The organism is Streptomyces hebeiensis, from assembly GCF_052983195.1.
Genome location: NZ_CM129812.1, coordinates 1,255,014 through 1,267,492, shown reverse-complemented (window position 1 = coordinate 1,267,492; position 12,479 = coordinate 1,255,014). Strand labels below are relative to the sequence as shown.

At 74.7% G+C, this 12,479-nt stretch carries 11 protein-coding genes; 7 read left to right on the top strand and 4 right to left on the bottom strand.

Going from position 1 to position 12,479, the window contains the following annotated elements; genetic code table 11:
• Nucleotides 1-139: 139 nt before the first annotated feature.
• The gene (locus ACU6P3_RS05450; protein ID WP_447196146.1) at nt 140-877 is read right to left on the bottom strand and encodes a FadR/GntR family transcriptional regulator; all 738 of its coding nucleotides are present in this window, start codon (nt 875-877) and stop codon (nt 140-142) included.
• Between the two features lie 90 nt (nt 878-967).
• Between ACU6P3_RS05450 and ACU6P3_RS05445 the strand changes: the two genes are divergently transcribed.
• From ACU6P3_RS05445 to ACU6P3_RS05430, 4 genes are all read left to right on the top strand, one after another.
• On the top strand, nt 968-2,332 hold the full coding sequence (locus tag ACU6P3_RS05445; protein ID WP_447196145.1) for a glutamine synthetase family protein: 1,365 nt from the start codon (nt 968-970) through the stop codon (nt 2,330-2,332).
• Nucleotides 2,333-2,465: 133 nt separating this feature from the next.
• Nucleotides 2,466-3,827, top strand: a complete 1,362-nt coding sequence (locus tag ACU6P3_RS05440) for an aldehyde dehydrogenase family protein (protein ID WP_447196144.1) — start codon at nt 2,466-2,468, stop codon at nt 3,825-3,827.
• A gap of 5 nt (nt 3,828-3,832) precedes the next feature.
• A complete protein-coding gene (locus tag ACU6P3_RS05435) occupies nt 3,833-4,693 on the top strand; it encodes a 3-oxoacyl-ACP reductase (protein ID WP_447196143.1) in 861 nt (286 codons plus the stop codon).
• A gap of 51 nt (nt 4,694-4,744) precedes the next feature.
• On the top strand, nt 4,745-5,695 hold the full coding sequence (locus ACU6P3_RS05430) for a DUF2510 domain-containing protein (protein WP_447196142.1): 951 nt from the start codon (nt 4,745-4,747) through the stop codon (nt 5,693-5,695).
• Between the two features lie 90 nt (nt 5,696-5,785).
• On the opposite strand, the gene ACU6P3_RS05425 is transcribed toward ACU6P3_RS05430, so the two are convergent.
• On the bottom strand, nt 5,786-6,988 hold the full coding sequence (locus ACU6P3_RS05425) for an amino acid deaminase/aldolase (protein ID WP_447196141.1): 1,203 nt from the start codon (nt 6,986-6,988) through the stop codon (nt 5,786-5,788).
• Between the two features lie 876 nt (nt 6,989-7,864).
• Here ACU6P3_RS05425 and ACU6P3_RS05420 point away from each other — a divergent pair.
• Nucleotides 7,865-8,941, top strand: a complete 1,077-nt coding sequence (locus ACU6P3_RS05420; RefSeq protein ID WP_447196140.1) for a hypothetical protein — start codon at nt 7,865-7,867, stop codon at nt 8,939-8,941.
• A gap of 98 nt (nt 8,942-9,039) precedes the next feature.
• Nucleotides 9,040-10,335: a type VII secretion-associated serine protease mycosin gene (mycP, locus tag ACU6P3_RS05415; protein ID WP_447196139.1), complete on the top strand. Its 1,296-nt coding sequence runs from the start codon at nt 9,040-9,042 to the stop codon at nt 10,333-10,335.
• 112 nt (nt 10,336-10,447) lie between these two features.
• Here mycP and ACU6P3_RS05410 read toward each other — a convergent pair whose 3' ends face one another.
• Nucleotides 10,448-11,092 carry a serine hydrolase gene (locus ACU6P3_RS05410; protein ID WP_447196138.1) on the bottom strand — a complete coding sequence of 215 codons (645 nt, stop codon included), beginning with the start codon at nt 11,090-11,092 and terminating at the stop codon, nt 10,448-10,450.
• 41 nt (nt 11,093-11,133) lie between these two features.
• Between ACU6P3_RS05410 and ACU6P3_RS05405 the strand changes: the two genes are divergently transcribed.
• Entirely contained in the window at nt 11,134-11,913 is a 780-nt protein-coding gene (locus ACU6P3_RS05405) for an SseB family protein (RefSeq protein ID WP_447196137.1), read from the top strand.
• A gap of 109 nt (nt 11,914-12,022) precedes the next feature.
• On the opposite strand, the gene ACU6P3_RS05400 is transcribed toward ACU6P3_RS05405, so the two are convergent.
• Nucleotides 12,023-12,424, bottom strand: coding sequence for a DUF1844 domain-containing protein (locus tag ACU6P3_RS05400; RefSeq protein WP_447196136.1), 402 nt, complete (start codon nt 12,422-12,424; stop codon nt 12,023-12,025).
• Nucleotides 12,425-12,479 lie beyond the last annotated feature (55 nt).

Here is a 12,479-nt window from a genome sequence, read left to right as displayed (position 1 = left end):
CTCCTGCCTCGGGAAGGGTAAAGGTGTGAGGCCATACCATTGCGGCCGGGCAGGTCGCGCGCAAGTCCCCCGCGTCAACAGGCTGTTACGGCTGCTCCGCATCGGCGGAGGCGCCGCGCCGGCCCGCCGTGCCCGGGCATCAGGACAGAAACCCCCGCAGCAGGGCCGCCGTACCCCCGCAGTGCTCGCGCGCTATCTCGCGCGCCGCGTCCGCGTCCGCGTCCAGCACGGCCTCGACCAGGGCCGTGTGCTGGCGCTGCGAGTGCTCCAGGTTCCGCACGAGCAGCGGTATGCAGTCCAGCAGGCCGTTGACGGTCGCCCGCACCGCCGCGTAACTCGCGGTCAGGGTCGCGGAGCCGGACAGCTCCGCGAGGGACAGGTGGAGCAGCGTGTCGCACCTGCGGTACTCCGTCAGGGGCGCGTCGTGCGTGGCGGCGAGCGCGGCCCGCAGCCGTTCCGCCCGCTCGCCGGACAGCGCCGCCGTGGCGCACAGCCCCGCCGCGCCCACCTCCAGCACCTCGCGGAAGCGCAGGACGTCCTCGATGTCCACGTCCGCCACCCGTCGCCGCAGCTCCTCCTCGGCGCCGCGGAGCGGCGTGGTGGCCCGCGGCCGTACGAAGGTCCCGCCGTAGCGGCCGCGCCTGCTCTCCAGCAGCCCCTCGTCCTGGAGCACCTTCAGCACCTCGCGCAGTGTGACCCGGCTGATTCGCAGCCGGTCCGCCAGTGCCCGCTCGGCGGGCAGTCGTTCGCCGCCCGGCACCAGGCCGAGCCGCACGACCTGAAGGATCTGCTCCAGGGCCTCCTCGAACCCGTTTCCCGCGCGCACGGGCCGCAGCACCGGAGTGAGCGGATCCGTCGGCTCGTCCTTCGTCGCCACGTCGCCGGCTCCTCTTCCGCATCACTTCCCAATCAAAGGTCTCCAGGCATACCTTATTGCTTCCGGCCGATCCAAGGAGGAGCGAGACCCGTGGCAGACCGCACACCCCCGCTCGACGTCGAGGAACTGCGTCTCCTCGTGGAGAGCGGCGAGATCGACACGGTCGTCCTGGCCTTCCCCGACATGCAGGGCCGGCTCCAGGGGAAGCGGTTCGCCGCCCCGTTCTTCCTGGCCGACGTCCTCGAGCACGGCACGGAAGGCTGCAACTACCTGCTCGCCGTCGACACCGACATGAACACCGTCGACGGGTACGCCATGTCCTCGTGGGAGCGTGGTTACGGTGACTTCGCCATGCGTCCCGACCTGTCCACCCTGCGCCGTGTTCCCTGGCACGAGGGCACGGCACTGCTGCTGGCCGACCTCGCCTGGGAGAACGGCACCCCCGTCGTCGCCGCGCCGCGGCAGATCCTGCGGCGCCAACTGGAGCGCCTGGCCGCCCACGGCTACACCGCGCACGTCGGCACGGAACTCGAGTTCATCGTGTTCCGCGACACCTACGAGCAGGCGTGGGACAGCGGCTACCGCGGCCTGACCCCCGCCAACCAGTACAACGTCGACTACTCGGTCCTCGGCACCGGCCGCGTCGAGCCCCTGCTGCGCCGGATCCGCAACGAGATGGCGGGCGCGGGGTTGACCGTCGAATCCGCCAAGGGCGAGTGCAACCCGGGCCAGCACGAGATCGCCTTCAAGTACGCGGACGCCCTCACCACCTGCGACCAGCACGCCGTGTACAAGACCGGAGCCAAGGAGATCGCCGCGCAGGAGGGGGTCTCGCTCACCTTCATGGCCAAGTACAACGAGCGGGAGGGAAACTCCTGCCACATCCACCTCTCCCTCCAGGACGAGTCCGGCTCCAACGTCATGGCGGGGGACGGCCCCGGCGGCATGTCGCCGGTCATGCGGCACTTCCTGGCGGGCCAGCTCGCCGCGCTGCGCGACTTCTCCCTGCTGTACGCGCCGACCGTCAACGCGTACAAGCGCTTCCAGCCGGGATCCTTCGCGCCCACCGCCGTCGCGTGGGGCCGGGACAACCGCACCTGCGCGCTGCGGGTGGTCGGCCACGGCAGGTCGCTGCGGTTCGAGAACCGGCTGCCCGGCGGGGACGTCAATCCCCATCTGGCCGTCGCCGGGATGATCGCCGCCGGGCTCCACGGCCTGGAGAACGAGCTGGAGCTGCCCGAGCCGTGCGCGGGCAACGCGTACGCCGCCGCCTACGAGCACGTCCCGCGCACCCTGCGGGACGCCGCGGAGCTCTGGGAGAACAGCCCGCGGGCCAAGGACGCCTTCGGGGACGAGGTCGTGGCCCACTACCGCAACATGGCGCGGGTCGAGGTGGACGCGTTCGACGCCGCGGTGACCGACTGGGAGCTTCGCCGCTCCTTCGAACGCCTGTGACCGTGGCCCGTGACCGAGGCCCGTGAGCGACGCCGGTGACCGGGATCCGCGACCGATGCCCGCGACCGGCGACCGGCGACCGCGACCGAAGCCCGTGACTGTGAGGAACGACGTGCAACAGCAGCCCCATCGCGTGACAGAACACCAGATCGTCAACCCGGCCACCGGAGAGGTGATCGCCACCGTCCCCGCGACGACCGCCGCCGAGGTCGGCACAGCCGTCGCGCGCGCGACGGCCGCCCAACGCGGGTGGGCCGCCGCGGCGCCCGCCGACCGGGCCCGGCTGCTGCGCCGCTTCGCCCTCCTGGTGGACGAGCACATCGGGGAACTGGCCCGGCTGGAGGTCCGCGAGGCGGGCCACACGCTGGGAAACGCCCGCTGGGAGGCGGGCAACGTCCGCGACCTGCTGGACTACGCGGCCGGGGGAGTGGAGCGGCTGAGCGGCCGGCAGATCCCCGTCGCCGGCGGGCTCGACGTCACATTCCTCGAACCGCTCGGCGTGGTCGGAGTGATCGCCCCCTGGAACTTCCCCATGCCCATCGCCGCCTGGGGCACCGCGCCCGCCCTCGCGGCGGGCAACGCGGTCCTGCTCAAACCCGCCGAGACGACCCCGCTCACCGCGCTGCGCCTGGCCGAACTCGCCCTGGCGGCGGGACTGCCCGAGCATCTGTTCCAGGTGCTCCCCGGCGCGGGCGACGAGGCGGGCGACGCGCTGGTGGAACACCCGGGCGTGGCCAAGATCGTATTCACCGGCTCCACCCGTGTCGGCAAGCGGATCATGGCGAAGAGCGCCGCGCGGGTGAAGCGGGTCACCCTCGAACTCGGCGGCAAGAGCCCGAACATCGTCTTCGCCGACGCCGACCTCGAGCGGGCCGCGGCCACCGCCCCCATGGCCTTCCTCGACAACGCAGGCCAGGACTGCTGTGCCCGCACCCGCGTCCTCGTACAGCGTGAGGTCCACGACCGGTTCCTGGAACTGCTCGCCCCGGCCGTCGAGTCGGTCGTCGTAGGCGACCCGTCGGACGAGAGGACCCAGATGGGGCCGCTGATCTCGGCGGCCCAGCTGGAACGCGTACGGTCCTACGTCCCCGACGGGGCCAAGGGCATCCGGGGCAGCGCGCCCTCGGGCCCCGGCTTCTGGTTCCCGCCGACGGTCCTCACCGACGCGGCCGCCGACTCCCCGGTGGCCACCGACGAGGTCTTCGGACCGGTGGCCGTCGTGCTGCCCTTCGAGGACGAGGACGAGGCGGTACGGCTGGCCAACGCCACCGACTACGGGCTGTCCGGCTCGATCTGGACCCGGGACGTCGGGCGGGCGCTGCGGGTCTCGCGCGCCGTCGCCGCCGGAAACCTGTCCGTCAACTCGCACAGCAGCGTCCGCTACGGGACGCCGTTCGGCGGGTTCAAGCAGTCCGGACTCGGCCGCGAACTGGGGCCCGACGCCCTCGCCGCCTTCACCGAAACCAAGAACGTCTTCATCAGCACGGAGGCATGAGCAGCATGAGCGACCGCACGAACCGGCCCCTGCCCGACGCCACGTCGGACGCCACGCCCGACACCTGTCCCGGGCCCGGGCCCGGGCCCGAGGTCGCGGTCTGCCGCCGGCTGGTCGGCCGTACCGCCGTCGTCACCGGCGCGGGCAGCGGCATCGGACTGGCCGCCGCCCGCCGGCTCGCCTCCGAGGGCGCGCGTGTCGTCTGCGGGGACATCGACGAGAGCGCGGGCAAGGCGGCGGCCGAACAGGTGGGCGGCATCTTCGTCCGCGTCGACGTGACCGACGCCGACGAGGTCGAGGCGCTGTTCCGGACGGCGTACGAGACCTACGGCAGCGTCGACGTCGCGTTCAACAACGCGGGCATCTCCCCGCCCGAGGACGACTCGATCCTCACCACCGGGATCGAGGCGTGGGCGCGCGTCCAGGAGGTCAACCTCACCTCCGTCTACCTGTGCTGCAAGGCCGCGATCCCCTACATGCGGCGCCAGGGCAAGGGCTCCGTCATCAACACCGCCTCCTTCGTGGCCCGGATGGGAGCGGCGACCTCACAGATCTCGTACACCGCGTCCAAGGGCGGAGTGCTCGCGATGTCGCGCGAACTGGGTGTGCAGTTCGCGCGCGAGGGGATCCGCGTCAACGCGCTGTGCCCGGGACCCGTCAACACCCCGCTGTTGCGCGAGCTGTTCGCCAAGGACCCGGAGCGTGCGGCGCGGCGGCTGGTGCACATCCCGCTCGGGCGGTTCGCGGAGGCGGACGAGATCGCGGCGGCGGTCGCCTTCCTCGCCAGCGACGACTCGTCGTTCGTGAACGCGACGGACTTCCTGGTCGACGGAGGCATCTCGGGGGCGTACGTCACTCCCGTATAGGCGTCCACCGCCCCCGTGTGGGGGCCGGGGGTCAGACCATATGGTGGGCGGATGAGTATGCCGACTCCACCGGGCTGGTACCCCGATCCCGGCGTCCCCTCGCTCGAACGCTGGTGGGACGGGACCGCCTGGACCGCCCACACCCGCATGCCGGGCGGCGGCGAGGAGCAGGGCGCAGGCGGGGCGCGTCACGGAGACGGTGGAGGCACGGCAGGGGGAGGCGGAGGCAAGGACGGCCGGAACGGCGGCCTGTTGGCGGTGTTCGCCGTCGGTGTGGCTCTCGTCGTGGCGGTCGCCGCCGGAGTGACACTGCTCGGCGACGACGAGTCCGGGACCCGGCCGAGCGCCACGGGCGGCGACGCGCCCCCGCCCTCCACGCCCGCCGCGGCGGAGGGCGGCACCGGCGCGACGCCCAGCGGCACCCCCGGCCAGGACGCGACGGTCCTGGTCGACCAGCTCAACGGCATCACGCTGCCGATTCCCGACGGCTGGGAGATACCGCAGAGCACGACCGACGGGAACGTCACGATGTCCACGACGGACACCTACGAGTGCCCGGGCGACTCGGGGCGGTTCTGCCCCTGGGGCAGGGTCACCACCCGCACGGTCACGGACACCGACGAGACCTCTCCGCGGGCGCTGGCCGAGCAGGACATCTCCCGGGCCGCCGACACGATGTACGAGGAGAACGTCGTCGGTGACCGCCTCTACGGGCGCATCGTGTCCCACACGGTGGTCACGTCCGGGCCGGCCGTGGTCGCGAACCGCTCCGGGTACCTGGTGCGGTGGCAGGTGAGGACCAAGCACGGGCCGGGCGGCTATGTGCAGTCGCTGGTCTTCCCCTCGGCGCGCGGCAGTGAGTCACCGGTCGTCGTGCGCTTCGCCTTCGACAAGGGGCCGGAGTCGAGAGCGGTTCCGCCGAGCATGATGGACACGATCACCGAGGGGATCCGTCCGATCGGCGATGTCTCGGGCGGGGTGGGCAGTTCGATCGGTCCGTGAGGCGCGGGCGCCCGGACGGGCCGCGCGGTGCCGGGCGGTGGGCCCGGGCGGCCGGTCCGGCAGACGCGTCGGCGCCCGCCCGCGGGCGGTTCACAGGAACGTGTGGCCCTCGCCGCGGTAGGTGGGGACGGACTCGACCACCCGGTCGCCCTCGACCAGGTGCAGGGTGGCGAACCGCTCGCACAGCTCCCCGGCCTTGGCGTGCCGGAACCACACCTTGTCACCGACCAGCAGGTCGTCGGCGGCCGGACCGAGCAGCGGGGTCTGCACCTCGCCCGCGCCCTCCTGCGCGTCGTAGCGCAGCCCCTCGGGGAGGTACGGCTCGGGCAGCCGGTCCCGGCCCGCCGCCCCGGACGCGGGATAGCCGCCGCCGAGGACCGTGACGACGCCCACGCCGGGCCGACGGACCACGGGCAGGGCGAACAGGGCGGCGGGGCGGCCGGTGAACGACGTGTAGTTGTCGAACAGCCGTGGCACGTAGAGGCCGGAGCCCGCGGCGATCTCCGTCACCGCGTGCTCGGCGGCGGTGTGCTGGACACTGCCCGTGCCGCCGCCGTTGACGAACTCCAGGTCCGGGGCGACGGCCCGGACCGCGCGCACCACGGCCGCGCGCCGCTCCGCCAGTTCGCGACGGGCCACGGACTGCATCACACGGATCGCGCGCGAGCGCAGCGGCCGTCCCGCCAACGCGTCCCCGACACCGGCCACATGGCCCTCGTACGCCATCAGCCCGACCAGGCGGAAACCGGGCCGGCGCGCGACGGAGCGGGCCAGCTCGGCCAGCTGGGCGGGCTCGCGCAGCGGTGAACGGCGTGCGCCGACCCGGAACCGGCCACCGAACAGGCGTAAGGACGTGTCCAGTTCCAGACAGACCCTGATCTCTTCCCGGCCACCGTCACGGGCCGCGTCGATCAGGTTCAGCTGTGCGGGGTCGTCGACCATCACGGTGACGGCGGCGGCCAGTTTCGGATCCGCCGCGAGCCGCGCGTAGCCGACGCGGTCGGCGGAGGGATAGGCGAGGAGCACGTCGTCGAACCCCGCTCCGGCCAGCCACAGCGACTCGGCCAGGGTGAAGGACATGATCCCGGCGAAACCGTCCCGCGCCAGGACGCGTTCCAGGAGCGCCCGGCTGCGGACGGACTTGCTCGCCACCCGGACGGGTTTGCCCGCCGCGCGCCGGACGAGATCGTCGGCGTTGGCGTCCAGCGCCGCCACGTCGACGAGGGCGAGGGGAGCGTCGAGATGCGCGGTCGCCCGGTCGTAGCGGGCCCGGTCAGTGGCGCGTGGAGTCATGGGCCGAGCTTGCCAGACCGGATCAACGCGCGGCAGGGGATGATCTGGGCAGATCGCCCGGGGCTTTCGCGCGCGTACCCGCGGGGGCCTCTCCAGCCCGTAGAGTGACGTACACAGGATCGCGAACGTGCCTGATCCGCCAGGACGATCCGGGCCCCGGCCCGGCGGCGCCGGCGGGTCGGGGGACCCGGTCGGCAGGGGCGGCACAGTGGCACAGGGGGGCGGATGACCACCGGAGCGGGACGTGCCCCCGTACCTCGCCCGGTACCGTCCGGGCCCGTGGCGCCCGCGAAGCCCGACGGAGAACCGGAGGCGGAAGACACACCGGTCTCACGGATCACGGAAGCGCTCCTTCCGCCGTCGGAGCCGCCGTCCCGGATACCGGCTCCTACGGTGCCCCCGCCGTCTCCCTCCCTCTCGTCGACCGCGCCGCCCCTCTCGCCCCCGGCCGCAGCGCCGCGTTCGTCGACCGCGCCGCCCCCGTCGGCCGCGCCGCCGGTCAAGGCCCAGGGCCCCGACCGTCCGCGGCCGCCCGCGGCCCGCGCGCACGGCACGACCGGGGCGCCGACCCGTCCGGCCCCGGTCCCGGCGCCCGGCTCCTCGGCCGGGCGGCCGCAGGCGCCGCGGGCTGGCGCCCCGGAGGCCGGTGCGCGACCGGTACCGGCGGCCGATCCGCGCACCGGTCTGGTCCGCCCGCGCGCGGCGGGCGCCCCCGCCGGCACCACCGTTCCACGCCCCGCGCGGGCACCGTCGGCCGGCGGCTCCCGCCCCGGTGAGCGACCGGGCCCGGCCGTCCCGCCGCCGGGTGGCGCCGAGCAACGCCCCGCCGCCGGTCCGCGTACGCCGCGGACACCCTCCGCCGGGGGTTCGGCGCCTGTGAGCGGTCCGCCCGACGGCGACCGTCCCGTACCGCCGGCGGTCCCGCCCGCCGCGCGGCCGGGCCCCGCGCCGCGTCCCTCTCCCGACGCGCGTCCCGCACCCGTACCCGCGCCGGCGCCACATCCCGCGCCGTCCTCGGGGCACACGCCGCCCACCGGGCACACACCCAGCGAGACGACGACCCGGCTGCGGCCCGTCCCCGCCTCCGTTCCCGTGCCGCCCATGCCGCGCACCCGTCCCTTCGGCGGGGCCGCCCCCGGCGTCGCGTACCCACCGGATCAGCCGATTCCGTGGGAAGGCGAACAGGCCAGGCCCGCACGGCGGCGCGGCAGGGCCGTGGCCGCCGTCGTCTGTGTCGTCCTCGGACTCGGGCTGATCGGCGGTGCCGCCACGGGCAGTTGGCTCACCGGCGACTCCGCGGCCGAGCCCCCCGCCCAGGACACGTTCACCACCGCCCGGGGTCTCTGGCACAGCATCCCCGTCGACACCTTCTTCCCCCGCGCCCTCAAGGGGAACGGCGCGGGTCCCGGCGGTGCCGACCGGGACTGGGTACGCGTCGGCGTGGCGCCCGACAGCGGCTGCGCCGGTACGGTCGACACCCGGCTCCTGACCGCCCTGCGCCCGGTCGGCTGCGCGCGCGTGCTGCGCGCCACCTACGCCGACACCACCTCCAGCACCGTCACCACCGTCGGCCTCGTCTTCACGGAGGCCGACGCCGCCGCCATGACCGCCCTGCGCACCCGCTTCAGGACCGACGGCCTCGACGAGCGCGCCGATCTGATGCCCCGCGGCTTCCCCGTCAGGGGGACCCCCGCCGCCGGTTTCGGGGACGCCCAGCGCGCGAGCTGGACCGTGAACGTCCTCACCGACGCGCCCGTCGTCGTCTTCGCCGTCTCCGGCTTCGCGGACGGACGCGTCGTCAGCACCCCGCAGCCCGCGGCCGCCGCGATGGCCAAGGGCGCCACGACGGCGCCCGCGCAGGCCGGCCTCGGGCACGAGGCGAAGGGCATCGCGGACCGGGTCGAGCGCGGACTGCGCAAGGCCGTCGTCGACGGTACGGCGGAGAAGCCGTGAGCCCGGCCGGGGACGCGGTGAGCCCGGCCGGGGACGCCGTGAGCCCCGCCGCCGGGGCGGCGGGCACAGCACGTATCCGTACGAGCCCGAGGACCGCCATGCCCGCTTCGCACACCGGCCCACGGACCGCCCCGGCCACCGCCTCGCGGACGGCCCCGGGCGCCGGCTCCCGCCGCCCCGGCCGCCGGGCCCGGCACCGGGCCGCCGCCGTACTCGCCGCCGCGGCCTTCCTGCTCGTCCCCGCCGCACCCGTGCACGCCGACACGATCCGGGCCCAGCAGTGGGCCCTCGACGCGCTGCGCACCGAACAGGCGTGGCGCACCAGCCAGGGTGCCGGCATCACGGTCGCCGTCCTCGACACCGGCGTCGACGACTCCCACCCCGACCTCACCGGACAGGTCCTGCCCGGCAGGGACCTGATCGGTTTCGGCGCCACCTCCGGCGACCGCTCCTGGGCCCGGCACGGCACCGCCATGGCCGGGATCATCGCCGGGCACGGGCATGGCACCGGCGGCGCCGACGGCGTTCTCGGCATCGCGCCCCAGGCCAAGATCCTCCCCATCCGGGTGATCCTCGAAGGCACCGACCCCGCCCGCGACAAGGCCCGGGCCTCCAAGGGCGGCGCGCTCGCCGAAGGCATACGCTGGGCCGCCGACCAGGGCGCCGACGTCATCAACCTCTCCCTCGGCGACGACAGCGAGTCCGCCCACCCCGAGCCGGCCGAGGACGCCGCGGTCCGCTACGCCCTCGACAAGGGCGCGGTCGTCGTCGCCTCGGCCGGCAACGGCGGCGAGAAGGGCGACCGCGTCTCGTACCCCGCCGCCTACCCCGGCGTGATCGCCGTGGCCGCCGTCGACCGCTTCGGCTCGCACGCCCCCTTCTCCACCCGCCGCTGGTACGCCACCGTCAGCGCCCCGGGCGTCGACGTCGTCATAGCGGACCCCGACCGCCGCTACTACGAGGGCTGGGGGACCAGCGCCGCCGCCGCGTTCGTCTCCGGGGCCGTCGCCCTCGTACGGTCCGCGCACCCCGACCTGACCCCCGCGCAGATTAAGAAGCTCCTCATGGACACCGCCCGGGACGCCCCCGCGGGCGGCCGGGACGACCTGCGGGGGTACGGGTTCGTGGACCCGGCCGCGGCGATCGAGGAGGGCGGCAAGCTGCCCCGTACCGATCCGCGGGACGAGGCCGCCGACTACGGCAAGCGGTACTTCGGCAGCGGTCCGGAGCGGGCCGAGGCGGCGCCTGAGCCCTCCGGATGGATCGCTCCCGTGGCCGGTGGCGCCGGGGCGCTCCTGCTGGCCTGCGCGGTGGTCCTGTGGCGCGGGGGAGCGGGCCTCCGCCGTACCGGCGGCGCGGCGTCCCGGTACGCCGACGGCGCGTCGTACCGGTGACGCCGGAAGCCGACCGCGGGAGTCGGCCGCCGACCGTGGGATTCGGACGCCGGGAGCCCGGATGCCGGGAGCCGGGGCGTCGTGACACGGTGACCCGGCGAGCCGACCCGTGTCACACCGGGCGCCGCATCGCCCCCTTCGCCGCTTCCTCCACCCGGGCTATCCCCTCCTCCATCGAGGCGTGACCGTCCGACAACACCGCCATCAGACGGTGATCCACCCGGCCCACCGAGTGGATCACCCACAGGCCGCTGTCGCTCCTCGGCAGCCAGCCGTTCTTCAGGGCCCAGTCACCGCCGGCCGCCGAGACGCCCCAGTCCTGGCCCGGCACCACACGCCCCATCAGTCCCGCCAGATACGCTCGGGAATCGCCGTCGAGCGCCGAGGCGCCGGCCTCGGGTGCGAACACCGCTCTCAGCAGGGTCAGTTGGTCGCTCGCGGTGGTGCGGGTCAGTCCCCACGCCCGCTCCGCCTCGGTCCTGTCCATCCCCAGCCGCGCGTGGGCGGCGCGCAGCCCCTCGATACCGCCGACCGCCTCCCGCAGGGCCGTCGCCGCGTCGTTGTCGCTGCGCCGCATCATCTCCTCGGCCAGGCGCTCCTGTTCGGCCGTCAGCCACCGGCCCGCGTCCTGGACCCTGAGCAACAACGCGGCCAGGATCGCCGTCTTCACCACACTGGCGGTGACGTACACGCGGTCCGCGCCGTACGCCGTTCCCCGCCCGTCCGCCATGTCGTACACCGCGACCGAGAGATTCACCCGACGACTCTACGGCGGAGCCGCTCATCTAGTCTCGACTTGTGGAGCTGAAGAACATTCCGGACCCCGGTTTCTCGGACGACGACGGCGGCGCCGACCCCGCTCTCGCGGCGGCCCTCGCCGCCTGGGCGGCGGATCCCTCCGCCGAGCCGGAGGTCCTGGCCGCGTTGAAGGGGGCCCGGCTGCTCGTGCCCGTGGTCGCGGTCCTCGGCGAGGTGGAGGAGGAGGACGAGGGGGGCCGCGCAGCGTCCGGTGAGGGCGGTGGTGGGCGACGGGCGGGCGGGCTGCGGCGCGAGAAGACCAGTGACATGGCCGTGCCCACGCTCACCGCCGGCGACCGGCGCGCGCTGCCCGCCTTCACCTCCACCGAGACGCTGGCCCGCTGGGACCCGGCGGCCCGGCCCGTCGCCGTACCCCTGCACCAGGCGCTCCGGGCCGCCGCGCACGAGAAGGCCGACACGCTGGTGCTCGACCTGGCGGGTCCCGTCCCCTACCAGCTGGCGGGTTCCGCCCTGCTCGCCCTCGCCGAGGGGCGCGTCAGCGCCGATCCGCTCGACGACCCGGCCGTCACCGCGGCGGTGCGTTCCGCGGTCGCCGCGGAACCCGCCGTGCTGCGCGCCTATCTCGGTCCGGGCAGCGCGGACGGCACGCTCGCGCTCGTCCTGGGGCCGGCGGCGCCGCCCGCCGAGGCCGCCCGTCGGGTCGCCCGGGCGCTGGCGGCCGACGACGTGCTGAGGGCCCGCCTGGTGCGCGGGCTCGACCTGGCGCTGCTGCCGGCCGAGGCCACGCCACCGGGCGAGCCCTTGTTCGTGCGCGGATGAGTGGTGGGGCGCGATGGTGAGGGGGATGGGCGCCCCGTAACGGCGCGGGCACCCGCGCCGCACGGACGGCGGAAGGCGCACGCGACGTGGAATGCGCGGCCCCGGCGGCTCAGCCGTAGACCGGACCCGTGTACTTCTCGCCGGGGCCCTGTCCCGGCTCGTCCGGCACGAGTGACGCCTCCCGGAACGCGAGCTGGAGCGACTTCAGCCCGTCCCGCAGCGGTGCCGCGTGGAACGAGCTGATCTCCGTCGTGCTCGCGTCCAGCAGCCCGGCCAGCGCGTGGACCAGCTTCCGCGCCTCGTCGAGATCCTTGTGCTCCGCTCCGTCCTCGGTCAGGCCGAGCTTGACGGCGGCCGCGCTCATCAGGTTGACGGCGACCGTGACGATCACCTCGACGGCGGGCACCTCCGCGATGTCGCGGGTCATGGCGTCGAAGCCGGCCGACGCGGCGGCGGCATCGGCTCCGGCGTCGGCTCCGGCGTCGGGGGAGGAGGGGATCGCGTCGCTCATGCTCCACACGATAGGCCCCCGCCGCCGCGATCCCGTCCCCGGGATTCCGGCGGAC